Below are 16,747 nucleotides of genomic sequence, written 5' to 3'. Positions count from 1 at the left end.
TTCCCATCGATCACGAACGATCGTCTATGCTCGATTCGCGATCATCGCAGCGTCCCGAGCGAAAGGTCTCCATGTCCGACTCCTTCGTCGCCACCGAGCTGGCGTCCCAACCGCAGACCTGGCGCACGGCGGCCGCGCTCCTGCCCTCCGTGGCGGACCGGCTGCCGCAGCCGGGGGAGCGGGTCGCGGTCGTCGGCTGCGGCACCAGCTGGTTCATCGCCATGAGCTACGCCGTCGCGCGCGAGCAGCGCGGGCACGGCCTCACCGACGCGTTCGCGGGCTCGGAGTACCCCCGCGGCCGCGAATACGACCGCGTCGTCGCGCTCTCGCGCTCGGGCACCACGACCGAGATCGTCGACCTGCTGGGCGCCCTCGGTTCGCAGCGCACCGTGCTCATCACCGGCGTCGGCGACAGCCCGGCGGCGGCCGTCGCGGACGACGTCGTCGAGCTGCCGTTCGCCGACGAGCGGTCCGTGGTCCAGACCAGGTTCGCCACCGCGACGCTCGCGCTGCTGCGCGCGGGCCTCGGTGACGACGTGGAAACCCTGGCCGTACAGGCGGAGCAGGCCCTCCAGGTGCCGATCGACGACCTCCTCGACGCCGAACAGGTGAGCTTCATCGGCGTCGGCGAGGCGGTCGGCCTGACGTACGAGGCGGCGCTGAAGACCCGCGAGGCCGCGCAGTTCTGGGCCGAGTCGTATCCGGCGATGGACTACCGGCACGGCCCGATCGCGATCGCCCAGCCCGGCAGGCTCGTCTGGTCGCTGGGCACCACGCCGGAGGGGATCGCCGAGGACGTGGCGCGCACCGGCGCGAAGTTCGTCCACCACGACCTCGACCCGCTCGCGGGACTCGTGGTGGCGCAACGGTTCGCGGTCGCGCAGGCCGCGCGCCGCGGCCTCGACCCCGACCACCCGCGGGCGCTGACCCGCTCGGTGATCCTCGGCTGATGCCGGTCCTCGGGATCGACGTCGGCGGCACCAGCGTCAAGGCGCGGGTGACCGGCGAGGACGGCGCAGTGCTGGCGCAGTGGCGTGAGCCGACACCCCACGGAGACGTCGCCGCGCTCGCGGCGATGGTGCGGAGGTTCACCGAACGGCATCCGGTCGACGCGGTGGGGCTCGTCGTGCCCGGCGTGGTCGACGAGCGGAACGGGCGGTGCCTGCTCGCGGTGAACCTGGGCTGGCATGACGTGCCGGTGCGGGACGTGGTGGCGGCGGAGCTGGCAGTGCCGCTGGCGTTCGGGCAGGACGTGCGTGCGGGCGCGCTCGCCGAGTTCCGTACGGGCGCGGCCGCCGGGGACGGCGGGACGGTGTTGTTCGTGCCGGTCGGTACCGGGCTAGCCGGGGCGCTGGTCGTGCGTGGTGAGGTGCTGGACTCCGGCGGCTGGGCCGGGGAGCTGGGGCAGGTGCTGCTGGCCGAAGGCCCGCACGCCGGTGCGCGCGTCGAGGAGATCGCGTCCGCCGCCGCAGTCGCCCGCCGGGCGGGCGCGCCGGACGCGCTCACGGTCGCTTCCCTTGTCCGGCAAGGTGATCCGAAGGCGCGCGCGGTGTGGGAGGACTGCGTGCGCGTGCTCGCGGAGTCGATCGCGTGGACGGTCGCGGTCGCGGGCTGCTCGACCGTGGTCGTCGGCGGCGGGCTCGCCGAGGCCGGGCCGCTCCTGCTCGACCCGCTCGCCCGCGAGGTGGCGGCCCGCACCGGCGTGCTGCGGACCCCGGCCCTGGTGCGGGCGGCGCACGGCGACGCGGCGGCGGTCGTGGGCGCGACCCTGCTGGCGCGGGAGGTCGCCGCGTGAGGACTGCTTGCAGGTCCGAACCATTGAGCGCCACGCTGGCCGATGACGCTGCCGCGGCTTGCCGCGTCCTTGAAGGTAGGGCCGCGTGATCGTCGTCCTCACCCCGAACCCGGCCGTGGACGTGACCTACCACCTGGCGCGGCACGTGCCGGGGGAGACCAACCGCGTCGAGGAGGTCAGCCGCCGTCCCGGGGGCAAGGGGCTCAACGTCGCGCGGGTGCTCGCCGCGCTCGGCGTCGACGCGCTCGCCCTGCTGCCGCTCGGCGGCGAGGCGGGCCGCTGGATCGCCGGTGCCCTCGACATTCCCTTCGCCACGGCGGAAATCGCGGGGGAGACGCGCACCACCGTGACCATCACCGACGGCAGCGCCGCGCATCCCACGGTCTACGTCGAACCCGGACCGGTGGTGACGGAGTGGGACGCGGTGGCCTCCCTGCTCGGTGAGCGACTCGCCGGTGCGGACCTGCTCGTCATCTCCGGTTCCCTGCCCCGCGGTGCCGATCCGGATCTTGTCTCCGCTTGGGTGCGGCAGGCACGGGCAGCCGGAGTGCGCACGCTGGTGGACTGCTCCGGCGCGGCGCTGCTCGCCGCCGCGCGGGCCGGTGCGGACGTGCTCAAGCCGAACGTCGCCGAACTGCTGGCGGCGACCGGGGCTTCCGACGAGGCTGCCGGTGTCGCCGCTCTCTCCGGCGCCGGGCTCGTCGTGGTGTCCCGTGGTGCCGCCGGAATGGCCGCGTACACCGTGGACGGTGTCCTTGAAGTGCCCGCCGTGCCGGGCGTGCGCGGCAACCCCACGGGGGCGGGTGACGCGGCCACCGCGAGTCTGGCCGCCGGGCTCGTGGCCGGGCTGCCGCTGGGCGAAACCCTGCGCCGGGCCGCCGCACTCGGCGCGGCGGCCGTCCTCTGCCCGGTGGCCGGCGAGGTCGATCTCCTGGCGTACCAAGACTTCCTCGACTCGAACGGAGCACCTGCATGACCACCTTCGACCGGATCCTCGCCGCGGCACGGGAACGCGGCGGCGGCGTCGGGGCGTTCAACGTGATCCTGCTCGAACACGCCGAGGCGATCACGGCCGGTGCCGAGCGTGCCGGAACGCCGGTGGTGCTGCAGATCAGCGAGAACTGCGTGCGCTACCACGGCGGCCTGGCCCCGGTCACGTGCGCGTCGCTGGAGATCGCGCGACGGGCGGCGGTGCCGGTGCTCGTGCACCTCGACCACATCGAGGACCCGGGACTCGTGCGCGAGGGTGTCGCGCTCGGCGTGCACAGCGTCATGTACGACGGTTCGCGCCTGCCGTACGAGGAGAACGTGCGCTCGACGCGGGAGATCGTGACCTTGTGCCACGACGCGGGGATCGCGGTGGAGGCGGAGCTGGGCGAGGTCGGCGGCAAGGACGGCGTGCACGCGCCGGGCGCGCGGACCGATCCGGGTGAGGCCCGGGAGTTCGTGGCGGCGACGGGCGTGGACGCGCTGGCCGTCGCGGTCGGCACGTCGCACGCGATGCGGTCCCGCGTCGCGACGGTCGACCGGGAACTGATCGGACGCCTGCGTGAGACGGTGCCGGTGCCGCTGGTGCTGCACGGTTCGTCCGGGCTGTCCGACGACGAGCTGCGGGCCGCGGTCCGCAGTGGCATGACGAAGATCAACATCTCCACGCACCTGAACGGGCTGTTCACCCGCGCGGTGAAGCGCTTTCTCGACGACAACCCGCAGGTGGTCGACCCGCGCAAGTACCTCCGCCCCGGCCGGGACGCGGTGGCGGACGAGATCGAGCGGCTCCTGGTGCTGCTCGACCGGGCGAACCGGGAATAGCCCGCGGCGGGCGGCGTTGGTTGCGTACATGACAACACTGGGACTCATCGGCAGCGGCCACATCGGGTCGACCGTGGCGCGCCTCGCCGTCGCCGCCGGATACGACGTGGTGCTCAGCAACTCGCGCGGCCCGGAAACGCTGGGCGAGCTGGTGGCGGAGCTGGGTCCGAAGGCGCGCGCGGCGACGGCGGCGGAGGCCGCCGAGGCGGGTGACCTGGTGGTGGTCTCGATCCCGCTGGGCCGCTACCGGGACGTGCCGGCCGCGCCGCTGGCCGGGAAGGTCGTCATCGACACGGGCAACTACTACCCGGCCCGCGACGGCGAGATCGCCGAGCTGGCGGACGGCACGACCACCCAGACCGAGCTGGTGCAGCGGCACCTGGCGGACGCGAAGGTGGTGAAGGCGTTCAACAACATCTTCTTCCGGCACCTGGGCGAGCTGGCCCGCCCGGCGGGCGCGGCGGACCGCAGCGCACTGGCCATCGCGGGCGACGACGCCGGCGCGAAGGCGACGGTGACCGCGTTCCTCGACGACCTCGGCTACGACACCGTGGACGCGGGCCCGCTGTCCGAGGGCTGGCGGTTCCAGCCCGGCACCCCGGCGTACGGCCCGCCGTACGCGGGCGGGGCGGAGAACTTCATGGACGTTCCGGGGCACCCGGTGAGCGCCGAAGAGCTGCGGAAGGTCCTGGCCTCGGCGGAGCGCTGACCGCGTGTCGAGGAGCCGCCGACCAGGCCGACCCTGCGCCTGGATCCGCTGTGGACAGTCCGATGTGGACCGCGTGCGCGAGCCGGGCCGGGACGGCCACGACCCAGGAATGAAACCCGCGCCACCGGGAAACCCCCGGCGTGATGATCCGGTGGCTGAGTGAGGCGTTCCGCGCGCGGTGGTATGTCGGGGTGCGGGCGGGGCTGAGCGTCGGGCTGCCGCTCGTCGCCGGGGTGCTCGCCGGGCATCCGGACTGGGGCGCGGTGGCTTCGCTCGGCGGTATCGCCGGGGTCTACGGCGCCGACTCACCGCGCCGCCACCGGATGCGGCTCGTCGCCGCCGTCGGGGTGACGCTCGCCGTCGTCGTGCCGGTCAGCAGCCTCTGCGCCGCGCACCCGTGGCTCTCCGTCGCGTTCGTCGGGGTGGTCGCGGCGCTCGCCGGGTTCGGCTGCCTCGCCCTGCGCGTACCGCCGCCGCGTGAGTACCTGATCATCCTCCCCGCACTCGTCGCCACGGGGGTCGCCGCCGAGCCCCTGCGCGAAGCCGCCCTCGTCGCCGCCGGGGCGCTCGTCGGACTGCTCGTCGCCGCGGTGCCCGTGCCCCGCGAACCGCCGCAGAACCGGGCGGTGCGGCGGGCGTGGCTCGCCGTCCAGGACGTGCTGCGCACCGCCGGCACTCCCGGCGCCGCCGGTACCCGCCGCCGCGCGGTCGCCGACGTGGCCCGTGCTCGTGACCTGCTGCGCCAGGCCCGGGTGCCGGGCACGGACGACCGCCTGCGTGAGCTGGCCGCGGCCGAGGTCGTCCTCGCCTCCGCGCTGTCGGTGTCCCTCGACGCGCGGGAACCGCTGCCCCCGGACGCGGACGTTCCCGGGCTCCGCTGGGCACGCGAGGCCGCCGACGGCATCCTGCGCGGCGAGCAGCACGACCTCCCCGAACCCGAGCACCGCGGCCTCGGCGAACGGCTGCGGGAGGCGCTCAGCCCGCACGCCGTCGTGCTGCCCGCGGCGGCCCGCATCGGTGTCGCCGTCGCGATCGGCTACGCGCTGGGGCGGCTCCTCGGGCTGGCGCACGCCTACTGGGTGGGCCTCACCGTCGCCGCCGTGCTGCAGGCCACCAACCTCACGCTCCTGCGGCGGCGCTCGCTGCACCGGGTCGCGGGAACCGCCGTCGGCGTCGGGCTCGCCGCGGCCGTCTTCGCGCCGCACCCGCCCGCGCTCGCCGTGGCACTGGTGGCGTTGCTGGCCCAGCTCGTCGCCGAGGTCTTCATGCCCGTCTCGTACGGCTTCGCGGTGGCCTTCGTGACGCTCGTCCCGCTCGCGATCTTCGACCTCGCCGCGCCGGGCGCGCAGATCGGCGCCGCGGTCGGGGCGCGGGCGCTCGATACCGCCCTCGGCGCGGTGCTCGCCCTGGTGCTGCGGCTGGTGCTCTGGCCGAAGGCGACCGCGGCCCGGCTGCCGCAGGTGCAGGCGCGGACCCTGCGTGCGGTGGCGGGCCTGTTCGGCGCCCGCTGGCTCGGCGGCGACCAGGTCCCCGCCCGGCGACGGCTGCAGGAGGCGGTGCTGGACCTGCACAACGTCACGCAGGACGCGTTCGGGGAGCGGTGGGACCAGGTGGGCCTCGCCGTCGACGAGCTGGCGTTCCTCGCCCTCGGCGTGCCGTTCGGCCGCCCGCACCCACCCCGCCCGGAAGCCGAAGCGCTGCTGTCTCGCCTGGAACAGCTGGCCGATGCCCTGAGCCGCGGCACCCCACCACCGGACCGGCACCCGCCCGCGCTTCCCGGCTACCCCCGCACCAGCGCCGCGACCCAGCTGCTGGCCGGCGCGCTCGCTAGCTGACGAACGCTCGCTCCCGGCCGATGTGGCCCGCCGTCGGCGGGGGGAAGTGGGAGCCGAGCACCAGGGTGTCCGTGCCGGCGAGGGAAGCCAGCAACGCCCGCCGCGTCGCGGCGGCCTGCGCGGGGTCCACGTCCACGCAGCTGCCCAGCTCCGGATGCGGCACCTGGACCGGGTGGTGCAGGCTGTCCCCGGTGATCAGGGCGCTCGCGTCACCGTCTCGCAGCCGCACCGAGACGTGGCCCGGCGTGTGCCCGGGTGTCGGCAGCAGCCGCACCCCCGGCGCCACCTCGGTGCCTTCCGCCGGGACGTCCACGAGGTCCAGGAGCCCCGCCTCCTCGACCGGGTGCACCGAGTCGCGGAACAGCTGCCGCCGCGCGTCGTCCATCGCGTAGCCCGCCCAGAACTCCCGCTCCACGCGCGAGACCAGGTAGCGGGCGCGCGGGAACGACGGCACCCACTCGCCGTCCACCTCCCGCGTGTTCCAGCCGACGTGGTCGGTGTGCAGGTGGGTGAGCACCACCAGATCGACCGACTCCGGCGCGAAACCCGCCGCGGCCAGCCGCTCCGGGTAGTCCGTCCGCAGGTCGTGCCACGCCGGGTTCGCCCGCTGCTTGCCGTTGCCGATCCCGGTGTCGACGACAATCCGCAGCCCGCCCGCGGTGACCGCGAAGCTGTGGCTGGACAGGCGCAGCGTGCCGTCCGCCGCCGCGAAGCCCGGCCGCAGCCAGCCGTGCTGTTCCACCAGCTCCGGTGTCGCCCCGGGCAGCAGCCACGCGCCGGTCGCCGGAGGGAGCAGTACTTCGTCGATCCGCCGGACGGTCAGCTCGCCCACCTGCCACTCCACGAGGTCCTCCTAACGCTAAAACTTTGCGCTAAGCTTAACGCAAAAATCTAGCTTTAGGAGGTGGGTGTGTCCGAAGACGCCCCGGACACCTGGTCCGCTGCCGTCACTGCGACCGCCGAGCACATCCGGTCCGTCGTGTCCGTCCTGCGGGAGCTCGACCTCGATGCGACGACGCCGGTCTTCCCGCCGGAGGACGCCGATGCCTGAGCTGACCCTCGCCGCCGCGGCGGAAGCGCTGCGGACCCGGCAGCTGTCGCCGGTCGAGCTGACCGGCTCCGTGCTGGCGCGCCTCGACGAGGTGGAGCCCCGGCTGAACGCCTACGCCGCTGTCGCCGCCGAGCAGGCGCGGAAGTCCGCGCGGGAGGCCGAGCGGGAGATCGCCGCCGGGCACTACCGCGGTCCGCTGCACGGAATCCCCTTCGGGCTCAAGGACCTCATCGACGCCGAGGGACTGCCCATCGCCGCCGGCTCGCGCGTGCGCGCGGGCCACCGGGCGGCCGCCGACAGTGCGGTGGCCGCCCGTCTCCGCGCGGCCGGAGCGGTGCTCGTCGGCAAGACCCACACACACGAGTTCGGCTACGGGCTAATCACCCCGCAGACGGTCAACGCCAGGGACGCCGGGCGCGTCGCGGGCGGATCCAGCGGTGGCTCGGCCGTGGCGGTCGCGGCCGGCACGGCGCTGTTCGCGCTGGGCACCGACACCGGTGGTTCGATCCGGGTGCCCGCGGCGCTGAACGGGGTCGCCGGGCTCAAGCCCACCTACGGCCTCCTTTCGCGCCGCGGCGTGGTTCCCCTGTCCTGGTCGCTGGACCACGTCGGCCCCCTCGCCCGCACGGTCGAGGACATCGCGATCGTCCTGAGTGGACTCACTAGCTCCACTGTGGACGAGGCCGGCGTCGCCGGGCTGCGCGTGGGCGTGCCGCGCAACTACTACTTCGAGCGGGTCCACCCGGAGGTCGAAACGGCGGTACTGGCGGCGGTCGACCGGCTGGCGTCCCTCGGCGCGCGGCCCGTCGAGGTGGAGATCCCGATGACGCGCTACGTCCAGGCCATCCAGTGGGGCCTGATGGTGTCCGAGGCCACCGCCTACCACGAACCGACCCTGCGGACGAGCGCCGAGCTCTACGCGCCGGACGTCCGGCTGCTGCTCGAAGCCGGGAAGGTGGTGTCCGCCACGGACTACCTGCGAGCACGGCGAGCCAGGACGCTGTTCCGGCGCGAATGGCTGCGCCTGCTGGAGGACGTCGACCTCATCGCCGCCCCGACTGTGCCCATGACCGCCGTCCCGATCGGGCAGGAAACCGTGACCTGGCCGGACGGCGTGGAGGAGAGCGTCTCCGACGCCTACGTCCGGCTGTCCGCGCCCGCCAACCTCGCCGGGGTGCCGTCGCTGACGGTGCCGGTGGGGCGGGACAGCGCGGGCCTGCCGATCGGGATGCAACTGCTGGGACGGCCTCACGGCGAAGCGGTGCTGCTGGGCGCCGGGCACGCCTACGAGGTCACGTCGCGGGCAGGCTGACCAGCAGGTCGGCGAGAGCGCGCGCACAGCCGTCCAGTAGCGCCGCACCCTTGTCCGCGGTGGCTGTGCGCGCGTCCCCCGCCACCCCGTTCGCGGTGGTCTCCCCGAACGGGACGAACCGGTGGACGGGTGCGGGATCCTCGGCCTGCAGGGCGATCGCGGGACCGGCCGCCCGCGGCAGCAGGTCGGTGCGCACGAGTTCCGGAAAGGCCGCGAGCGCCATGGACGTCTCGCCTTCGCACGCGTGCATGAGGTGCGACTGCGTTTCGAGGACCTCCGCGATGGCGGTCCGGCCCGCGGTGAAGTAGCTGGTGACCGCGATGGGGGCGGCCAGTTCCGCGGTCAGTTCCGGAACGAGCGCCTGCAGCGCGGTGACGTTGCCGCCGTGGCCGTTGACCAGCAGGATGCGCCGGAACCCGGCGCGCAGGATCGAACGGCAGACGTCACGCAGGAGCGCGTGCAGGGTGGACAGCGACAACGTCAGCGTGCCGCCGAACGCCATGTGGTGCTCGGCGAGGCCGCACGAGACCGACGGGGCCACGACGACCGGCACGCTCGCCAGTGCCGCGGCACGGCGGCACACCTCGGTGGCGAGGAAGTCGTCGACACCGGTGGGCAGGTGCTCGCCGTGCTGCTCGGTCGAGCCGACCGGCAGCAGGACGACGGCGTCCTGCGCGGCGAGCTCGCGCAACCGCGGGGCGGTCAGGCGGTTCCAGCGGTGTTCGACCATGAACCCTCCTAAAGCTAAGAATAAGCGTTAAGCGAGAGTAGGCGCCGGACCGGCTTGACGCAACGGATTTGCCTTAAGCTGCTGTCGTGAGTCCCAGGCCGATGGTCCGTCCCGGCGGGCGCAGTGCCCGCGTGCAGGAGGCGGTGCACGCCGCCGTGCGCCAACTGGAGGCCGAGGCCGGGCGCACGGCGCTGACGGTCCCGGCGATCGCCGCGAAGGCCGGGGTCACCCCGTCGACGATCTACCGTCGCTGGGGTGACCTGCGCGAGCTGCTGTCGGACGTCGCCGTGGAGCGGCTGCGGCCCGAGGCGCCTCCGGAGGACCACGGCGGCCTGGCGGAGGATCTGCGGGCGTGGGCCGGGCAGTTCCTGGAGGAGATGTCCTCGCCGCCCGGCCGCGCCTACATCCGCGACGCCCTGCTCGGCGACCCCGACGGGACCAACGCGGGCCAGTGCTCGGCGTACGCGGCGGAGCAGGTCGACGTGATCCTCGCCAGGGCGGCCGCGCGCGGCGAGCCCGCGCCGGACGTCGAGACGGTGCTCGACCGCGTCGTGGCGCCGATCATGTACCGGATCCTGTTCCGGCCGGGTTCCCTCGACGCCGGCTATCCGGCGCGCCTGGTGGCGGAGGTCATCCCAGCGCGGTGAGCGCCACCGAAGCCGCCCGCGCGACCAACCCGTCGTCGTAGGCGGCGTCCTTGGCGTCCTTCGTGGACATCACGGCGAGGACGACCGGTGCTCCCGACGGCGGCCACGCCACCGCGATGTCGTTGCGCGTCCCGTAGTTCCCCGCGCCGGACTTGTCCGCGACTGTCCACTGTGCGGGTAGCCCCGCGCGGATCAGCGTCGCGCCCGTGGTGTTGCCGCGCATCCAGTCTGCCAGCAGCGCGCGGGCGTCCGCCGGCAGTGCGTCCCCGAGGAGGAACGTGCGCAGGCTCGTCGCCATCGCGCGGGGCGTGCTCGTGTCCCGGACGTCACCCGGGACCGCCTCGTTCAGCGTCACCTCCGTCCGGTCCGCGTGCGTCGTCGTGTCGCCGACCTCATGCAGCGCCGCGTCCAGCCCCTGCGGCCCGCCCAGCTCGCGGAACAGCAGGTTTCCCGCCGTGTTGTCGCTCTGTTGCAGCGCCGCCCGCGCGGCCTCCCGCAACGTCACGCTCGTCCGGTCACCGGTGACGGGGGAGTGCGAGACGACCTCGGCGGGTGAGTACGTCAGCATCTTGTCCACATCGGACTCCTTGCGCAGCACGGCTCCCGTGGCGAGGGCCTTGATCGTCGACGCGTACGCGAACCGCTGGTCGGCGTGGTACGCGACGTCCCGGCCGCTGCCCGTGTCGAGCGCGTACACCCCGAGGTGGGCGCCGAAACGGGCTTCCAGGTCCGCGAACGGCGGCGCCGCGGGGACGACGGGCGGGGCGGCGGGCGGCGCGGCACAGCCGGTGAGCAGGAGCAGGACAAGCAGGAGAACACGCATACCGGCAGCCTTCCGCGCCGACTACATGCTGTCCAAGACCGAAACGACCACTTCCATGCCGAAGCGGCATAGGATCGCGAGGTGGATCTCGTCGGTGCCTGCCGGGCCTTCGCCAGCGTCAGCGAGCGCGGCAGCTTCACGCTCGGCGCCGCGGCCGCCGGCATTCCGCAGTCCGTCGCCAGCCGCCGCATCGCCGCGCTCGAACAACACCTCGGCGACCGGTTGTTCGACCGCGCCACCCGCCGCGCCGTGCTGACGCCGTTCGGCCGTGACGTGCTGCCCGCGGCGCAGCGGCTCGTGCGCCTCGCCGACGCGCTCGAACACGACGCCCGCCAGGCCCGCCGCCGCCCGCTGCGCCTGGCCGTCCCGGACTGGTGCCCGCCCCGCGAGCTGGCCCACCTCGACGCGGAGGCCCGCGACCACGACGTCGTCCTCGACTTCCGGCCCGCGCCGCCCGCCGTCCGCGCCGACCTGCTGCGCACGCGGGAGGTCCGCGCAGCGCTCGCCGCGGTGCCCGCCGACGAGGCACACTGGACCGTCCCGCTCGGCGTGGCCGCCGCGCTGCCGCCCGCCGCGCCCACCGTGTACCTCGAAACGCTGCGCCCGGGCCGGGGCGCCGCCGGAACCCGTGCCCCCCGCGTGTGGCTGCAGCCCGAGGACGACGTGCCGCACGTCCGCGACCGCCTCGTGCACCTGCGGGACCAGCTCGGCCTGCGGCCCTCGCAGGTCGCCGTCGCGGACTCGCTCGTCTCCGCCACCGCGGACGTCCTCGGTTCCGCCGACCTCCTGCTGTGCTCGGCGGCGCAGGCCGTGGAGCTGGACCTGCACTGGCGGCCCGTCGGCGAGGTCGGCCTGGTCCGCGGCTTCGCGCTGGCCACGACCTACAGTGACGACGCGGACCGCCTCCGGCCGCTCGCGCGCGCGATCGCCCGCTGCCTGGGGGCGCCGGGCGAGGGGGAGGCGTGACGACCGAGGTGCTGCTGCGCGAACTGCGTGCCATGCTCGACGACGCGGGGCTGCGCGGGTCGTTCCTGGTGCGGGACCTGCGTTCCGGCGACGAGATCGGCCTCGAACCGGACGTCCAGTGGCCGGTCGCGTCGCTGGCCAAGGTGCCGCTCGCGGTCGCCACGCTGGAGCGCGTCCGCATCGGCGAGCTCGACGGCGCGGCCCGGATCGACCTGGCGCCCGGCCGCGTCACCACGCCCGGGCCCACGGGCGTGAGCCGGTTCCGTCATCCGGCGACGATCGCCGTGGACGATTTGCTGTACCTCAGCGTCGGCATCAGCGACAACGCCGCGAGCGACGCCCTGTTCGCCCTCACCCCGCCCGCCGAGGTCACCCGGCTGCTGCGCGACCTCGGCATCGGCGGCATCACGCTGCGCCACGCCGTGTCCGAGCTGGCCGACACCCCTGCCGAGCGCTTCGGCCGCGACGACGTGCACCTGGCCCACTCGCTGGCCATCGACGCCGGGACCGCCGGGCGCGGGCACCGCATTCCCCAGCTCGACGTCACGCGCGCGAACTCCGGGTCGGCGCGCGCGTTCGCCGATCTGCTGCACGCGCTGTGGAGGCCCGCGAAAATCGCCCCGGAGGTCGCCGCGCGGGTGCGGGAACTGTTGCGGCACACGGTGTTCCGCCACCGGCTCGCGCCCGACTTCAGCTCCGGCGCCTCGACGTGGTCCGGCAAGACCGGCACCTTGCTGACGCTGCGGCACGAGGCGGGGGTCGTCGAACACGCCGACGGCGGTTGCTTCGCCGTCGTGGCGCTCACCGAGTCCCGCGTGCCCGCCGCCGACCAGCCCGGCGCGGAGGCCGCGATGGCCCACGTTGCCCGCCGCCTGCGCGACCACCTGAGGCTGGGCTGATTTCCCGCTCGGGGAAGCGGGTATCCGCAGCGTCCATCCTGTTTTTCCCCGCACCCCTGTTTACGGTGACCCAGATCGTGTTACCTTAGGTAACAGTAAACCTCGGTAACAGGAACTCAGGGAGCTGCCATGACCAGCGTCGGCACCACGCAGCGAGCGGAGGAGTCCCAGCCCGGCCGTCAGGAGGTCGCGCAGCGGTTGCTGGACTCGTCGGAAACCCTGTCCTACGACCCCGTCAAGGAGGTCGACTGGGAGACGCCGCTCGACAAGAGCTACCACGGGGCGAGCCCGGAGTGGAGCACGCTCTACGGCACCCGGTACTGGGAGGAGATGACCCCGGAGCAGCAGCGCGAGCTGACCCGCCAGGAGGCGGCGTCCGTCGCGAGCACCGGGATCTGGTTCGAGATGATCCTGCAGCAGATGATGCTGCGCGACTTCTACGCCAAGGACCCGACCGACCCGGCGTTCCAGTGGGCCCTGACCGAGATCGCCGACGAGTGCCGGCACTCGATCATGTTCGCCCGCGGTGCCGCGAAGCTGGGCGCGCCCGCGTACCGGCCGCGGCGCGTCGCCGTCGAGCTGGGCCGCTTCTTCAAGACCACCGCGACGGGTGAGGCGGCGTACGCCGCGATCCTCGTCGCGGAAGAGGTCCTCGACGTCATGCAGCGCGACTGGATGCGCGACGAGCGGGTGGTGCCGTTCGTGCGCACCATCAACAACATCCACGTGGTCGAGGAGTCGCGGCACATGAAGTTCGCCCGCGAGGAGACCCGCGAGCACCTCAAGGGCGCGAGCAGGCTGCGCCGGCAGTACAACGCGCTGGTCGTCTCGATCGCCGCGTACTACATCGTCAGCAGCATGTGGAACCGCAAGGTCTACGCCAACGCCGGGCTCGACACCCGGCGCGCGGTCCGCGAGGCGAAGGCGAACGAGCACCACAAGTCGATGCTGCGCTCCAGCTGCGCCGGGCTGATGGAGTTCCTCGACTCCTGCGGCCTGCTCACCAAGCCGTCGCTGTACTTCTACAAGCGCGCCAACCTCATCTGACGCCATGGCCTACGCGATCACCCAGACCTGCTGCAACGACGCCTCGTGCGTCAGCGTCTGCCCGGTCAACTGCATCCACCCGACCCCGGACGAACCGGACTTCGGGACCACGGAGATGCTCTACGTCGACCCGGCCGTGTGCATCGACTGCGGCGCCTGCGCCGACGCGTGCCCGGTCGACGCGATCTTCCCCGGGGACGCCCTGACCGGCCCGATGCGGGTCTACGCCGACCTCAACGCCGGCTACTACGATCGCGTGCCCCAGGTCGACGTGCTCAGCCACGCGCCGAACTTCCACGCGTGGGGCCCGCCGGTCTTCTCGCGGAACATCCCCAGCGACCTCGCGCCGCTGGACATCGCGGTGGTGGGCACCGGCCCGGCGGGCATGTACGCCGTCGAGGACCTGCTGCTGCACACCAACGCGCGGGTCACGCTGATCGACCGCCTGGAGACCGCGGGCGGGCTCGTCCGTTACGGCGTCGCGCCGGACCACCCGTCCACCAAGAAGATCGGCGAGACCTTCGCGCGCTTCCACCACCACCCGCGGCTGCGGCTGCGGCTGGGCGTGGAGGTGGGCCGGGACGTGACGGTCGACGAGCTGGCGCAGCGGCACGACGCGGTGATCTACGCGGTGGGTGCCTCGGCCGCCCGCAGCCTCGGCGTCCCCGGCGAGGACCTGGCGGGCAGTCTCGCCGCGACCACGGTCGTGGCCTGGTACAACGGCCATCCCGACGTGCCCGCGGACGCGGTCGACCTGTCCGCCGAACGCGTGGTCCTGGTGGGCACCGGGAACGTCGCGCTCGACGTGGCGCGGATCCTCACCGCCGATCCGGCCTCGCTGGAGCACACCTCGATCTCGCGGGAAGCGCTTTCCCGGCTGCGCTCCAGCAAGGTGCGCGAGGTCGTTTTGCTCGCCCGCCGCGGGCCGGAGAACGCGGCCTACACCACGCCCGAACTGCTCGCGCTCACCCAGCTGGACTCGGTCGACCTCGTCGTCGACGCGCACGACCCGCGGGTGACCGAGACCATCGACGCGGCCGGGCCCGGGAGCAAAGCCGCGCTGCTGCAAGGAGTTCCGCGCGAGCGCGTCGACTGGTCCGTCCCACCGGGGCACGAGCGGCGGCGCATCGTGCTGCGCTTCCACTCCGCCACGGCCGAAATCCTCGGCGACCGCCAGGTGCGCGGGCTGCGTGACACCGGCGGCACGGAGATCGCGGCCGGGCAGGTGGTCCGCGCGGTCGGCTACCGCGGCGCCCCGCTGCCGGGCCTGCCGTTCGACGAGGACACCGGCACGATCCCGAACGAGGGCGGACGGGTCACGGGACGGCCGGGGACGTACGTCGTCGGCTGGATCAAGCGCGGGCCGTCGGGCGGTATCGGCGCGAACCGGGCCGACGCGAAGGAGACCGTGGGCACCCTGCTGGAGGACGCCGTCGCGGGTGCGATCGGCGGCTCGAAGCGGCGCCGCGGCCTGCTCAGGCGGTCCTGACCGTTACCCTCGGCGGCATGGCAGTACGGGAGATCGCGAAGAACGTCCACCTGGCGCAGGGCACCGACGTGAACTGGGTGCTGGTGCGCGACGGGGACGACGTGACGCTCATCGACGGCGGCTGGCCCGGTGACGCGGGCGCGGTCGCGGAGTCGGTGCGCGAGATCGGCTGCCGTCCCGAGGGGATCCGCGCGATCCTGCTGACCCACGCGCACCTCGACCACCTCGGCGCGCTGAACCCGCTGCACGAGCGCTACGGCGTGCCGGTGTACACGCATCCGGTGGAGGTCGCGCACGCGCGGCGCGAGCGGCTGGAGCAGGCGAGCCCGCTGGACGTGCTCAAGCAGACCGTCCGGCCGGGCGGGCTGGGCTGGGCGGCGCGGATCGTGCGGGCCGGGGCGCTGACGCACCCGTCGGTGCCGTTCGCGCAGCCGTTCCCCGCCGAGGGCGCGCTCGACCTGCCGGGCCACCCGGTGCCGGTGTTGTGCGCCGGCCACACCTCCGGGCACACCGCGTACCTGCTGCCGGACCAGGGGGTGGCGGCGACCGGCGACGCGCTCGTCACGGCGCATCCGCTGTCGCGGCTGAGCGGCCCGCAGCTGCTGCCGGAGTTCTTCGCCCACGACCCCGCGCAGGTGCGCGAGACGCTGGACGCCCTCGGGGCGCTCGAAGCGGACATCGTCGCTCCCGGCCACGGCGAGCCGTGGCTCGGCCCGCTCGCCGACGCGGTCGCCATCGCGCGGCGACGCTGACCTCACGCGGGGGACAGGCCGCGCCCCGCGCGCTGTTCGTGGTGCTGGTGCGCCCGTGGCAGGGGCGGGGCGAGGTCAGCTGACGAGCTGCTCGCCGAGCAGGGACAGCACCACCCGGGCGGTCTCGGCGGGCGCGGAGAAGTTCAGCGCGTGGCCCCTGCCCTGGAACTCGACGGGCCGCCCGTCCGGCACCAGTGCCGCGGCCTCCCGCAGCCACGTGCCCGTGACGAGCGGGTCCCGGGTGCCGCGCAGCACGACCGTCGGCGTCGGGAGGCAGGGCAGGTGCCGCTCGAACGGGTCGGCGAGCAGGTGCCGGAACGTCGCCAGGAACCGCCGCGGGCCGCAGGTCGCGTAGTCGCGGACGATGGGCAGCACGAGCGCCGGATGCTCCCACGGGACGTCCGCCAGCAGGCCCAGTACCTGCCGCGGCCACGAACGCAGGTGCGGATCGGTCGTCGGGCCGATGAGCACGACCGGGCCGAGCAGCTCCGGCGAGTGCGTGGCGAGGTCCGCGACCACCTGGCAGCCCGCGGAGTTGGCGACGAGCAGCGCGCCCTCCCGCCCCGTCGCGCGCAACCAGCTCCCGAGCGCCCGCGACAGGCCCCGGACGTCGAGGGCTTCTCGCGGTCCCGGTGTGCGTCCGAAGCCGGGCAGGTCCGGGGCCGTCACGTGCGTCCGCGGCGCCAGTTCCCGTGCCAGCGGCAGGAAGTACCGGTGCGAACAGCCCAGCCCGTGCACGCACACGACCTCCGGGCCCGACCCGAGCTCCCCGGCGTGCATCCGGACCCCGCCGACGGAAGTGAACTCCGAACGCCAGCCGATCATGGCCCGGAACCTACCCCGGTCACCGGGGAACAAACGGGGCCAGCGTCCGCAGGTT

The 16,747-nt window shown here is 74.0% G+C and carries 18 protein-coding genes; 14 read left to right on the top strand and 4 right to left on the bottom strand.

Annotated elements, in window-relative coordinates; genetic code table 11:
- The first annotated feature begins 71 nt into the window (after positions 1–71).
- The 6 genes from FHX82_RS23795 to FHX82_RS23770 all read left to right on the top strand — a co-directional run bounded on the left by FHX82_RS23795 (position 72) and on the right by FHX82_RS23770 (position 6,151).
- Positions 72–950 carry an SIS domain-containing protein gene (locus tag FHX82_RS23795; protein WP_145934900.1) on the top strand — a complete coding sequence of 293 codons (879 nt, stop codon included), beginning with the start codon at positions 72–74 and terminating at the stop codon, positions 948–950.
- Positions 950–1,795, top strand: coding sequence for an ROK family protein (locus FHX82_RS23790; RefSeq protein WP_145934901.1), 846 nt, complete (start codon positions 950–952; stop codon positions 1,793–1,795). Before FHX82_RS23795 ends, FHX82_RS23790 begins: the two co-directional genes overlap by 1 nt.
- 85 nt (positions 1,796–1,880) lie before the next feature.
- Positions 1,881–2,771 carry a 1-phosphofructokinase family hexose kinase gene (locus FHX82_RS23785; RefSeq protein ID WP_145934902.1) on the top strand — a complete coding sequence of 297 codons (891 nt, stop codon included), beginning with the start codon at positions 1,881–1,883 and terminating at the stop codon, positions 2,769–2,771.
- On the top strand, positions 2,768–3,607 hold the full coding sequence (locus FHX82_RS23780) for a class II fructose-bisphosphate aldolase (protein ID WP_145934903.1): 840 nt from the start codon (positions 2,768–2,770) through the stop codon (positions 3,605–3,607). Before FHX82_RS23785 ends, FHX82_RS23780 begins: the two co-directional genes overlap by 4 nt.
- A gap of 16 nt (positions 3,608–3,623) precedes the next feature.
- Positions 3,624–4,316, top strand: a complete 693-nt coding sequence (locus tag FHX82_RS23775; RefSeq protein ID WP_506265791.1) for an NAD(P)-binding domain-containing protein — start codon at positions 3,624–3,626, stop codon at positions 4,314–4,316.
- A 143-nt stretch (positions 4,317–4,459) separates the two neighbouring features.
- Positions 4,460–6,151, top strand: coding sequence for an FUSC family protein (locus FHX82_RS23770; RefSeq protein ID WP_145934905.1), 1,692 nt, complete (start codon positions 4,460–4,462; stop codon positions 6,149–6,151).
- On the opposite strand, the gene FHX82_RS23765 is transcribed toward FHX82_RS23770, so the two are convergent.
- Positions 6,144–6,995, bottom strand: coding sequence for an MBL fold metallo-hydrolase (locus FHX82_RS23765; protein ID WP_222425961.1), 852 nt, complete (start codon positions 6,993–6,995; stop codon positions 6,144–6,146). The two genes, FHX82_RS23770 and FHX82_RS23765, sit on opposite strands and share 8 nt — an antisense overlap.
- 66 nt (positions 6,996–7,061) lie before the next feature.
- Here FHX82_RS23765 and FHX82_RS23760 point away from each other — a divergent pair, with 66 nt between their 5' ends.
- Positions 7,062–7,202, top strand: coding sequence for a hypothetical protein (locus tag FHX82_RS23760; protein ID WP_183176796.1), 141 nt, complete (start codon positions 7,062–7,064; stop codon positions 7,200–7,202).
- On the top strand, positions 7,195–8,514 hold the full coding sequence (locus FHX82_RS23755; RefSeq protein WP_221216481.1) for an amidase: 1,320 nt from the start codon (positions 7,195–7,197) through the stop codon (positions 8,512–8,514). Before FHX82_RS23760 ends, FHX82_RS23755 begins: the two co-directional genes overlap by 8 nt.
- Here FHX82_RS23755 and FHX82_RS23750 read toward each other — a convergent pair.
- Complete coding sequence (locus FHX82_RS23750) at positions 8,495–9,244, bottom strand: creatininase family protein (RefSeq protein ID WP_145934907.1); 750 nt, start codon at positions 9,242–9,244, stop codon at positions 8,495–8,497. The genes FHX82_RS23755 and FHX82_RS23750 overlap by 20 nt on opposite strands.
- An 86-nt stretch (positions 9,245–9,330) precedes the next feature.
- Here FHX82_RS23750 and FHX82_RS23745 point away from each other — a divergent pair, with 86 nt between their 5' ends.
- Positions 9,331–9,891 carry a TetR/AcrR family transcriptional regulator gene (locus FHX82_RS23745; protein WP_145934908.1) on the top strand — a complete coding sequence of 187 codons (561 nt, stop codon included), beginning with the start codon at positions 9,331–9,333 and terminating at the stop codon, positions 9,889–9,891.
- Here FHX82_RS23745 and bla read toward each other — a convergent pair.
- Positions 9,875–10,714 (bottom strand): class A beta-lactamase, encoded by an 840-nt coding sequence (bla, locus tag FHX82_RS23740; RefSeq protein ID WP_145934909.1) that lies wholly within the window; start codon positions 10,712–10,714, stop codon positions 9,875–9,877. The two genes, FHX82_RS23745 and bla, sit on opposite strands and share 17 nt — an antisense overlap.
- 81 nt (positions 10,715–10,795) lie before the next feature.
- Between bla and FHX82_RS23735 the strand changes: the two genes are divergently transcribed.
- The 5 genes from FHX82_RS23735 to FHX82_RS23715 all read left to right on the top strand — a co-directional run bounded on the left by FHX82_RS23735 (position 10,796) and on the right by FHX82_RS23715 (position 15,867).
- Positions 10,796–11,680 carry a LysR family transcriptional regulator gene (locus FHX82_RS23735; protein WP_145934910.1) on the top strand — a complete coding sequence of 295 codons (885 nt, stop codon included), beginning with the start codon at positions 10,796–10,798 and terminating at the stop codon, positions 11,678–11,680.
- Positions 11,677–12,579: a serine hydrolase gene (locus tag FHX82_RS23730; RefSeq protein WP_145934911.1), complete on the top strand. Its 903-nt coding sequence runs from the start codon at positions 11,677–11,679 to the stop codon at positions 12,577–12,579. Before FHX82_RS23735 ends, FHX82_RS23730 begins: the two co-directional genes overlap by 4 nt.
- Positions 12,580–12,708: 129 nt before the next feature.
- Positions 12,709–13,626, top strand: a complete 918-nt coding sequence (locus FHX82_RS23725; RefSeq protein WP_145934912.1) for an AurF N-oxygenase family protein — start codon at positions 12,709–12,711, stop codon at positions 13,624–13,626.
- Between the two features lie 4 nt (positions 13,627–13,630).
- A complete protein-coding gene (locus FHX82_RS23720) occupies positions 13,631–15,115 on the top strand; it encodes an FAD-dependent oxidoreductase (RefSeq protein WP_145934913.1) in 1,485 nt (494 codons plus the stop codon).
- Positions 15,116–15,132: 17 nt separating this feature from the next.
- Positions 15,133–15,867 (top strand): MBL fold metallo-hydrolase, encoded by a 735-nt coding sequence (locus FHX82_RS23715; protein WP_145934914.1) that lies wholly within the window; start codon positions 15,133–15,135, stop codon positions 15,865–15,867.
- Positions 15,868–15,942: 75 nt separating this feature from the next.
- Here FHX82_RS23715 and FHX82_RS23710 read toward each other — a convergent pair whose 3' ends face one another.
- Positions 15,943–16,692, bottom strand: coding sequence for an alpha/beta fold hydrolase (locus FHX82_RS23710; RefSeq protein ID WP_145934915.1), 750 nt, complete (start codon positions 16,690–16,692; stop codon positions 15,943–15,945).
- Positions 16,693–16,747: the final 55 nt, after the last annotated feature.

Origin of the sequence: Amycolatopsis bartoniae, from assembly GCF_014191255.1 — a bacterium.
In the GTDB taxonomy this organism is placed as follows: domain Bacteria; phylum Actinomycetota; class Actinomycetes; order Mycobacteriales; family Pseudonocardiaceae; genus Amycolatopsis_E; species Amycolatopsis_E bartoniae.
Note: the sequence above shows the minus strand (reverse complement) of the source record. Positions and strands in the feature narration are given on the sequence as shown.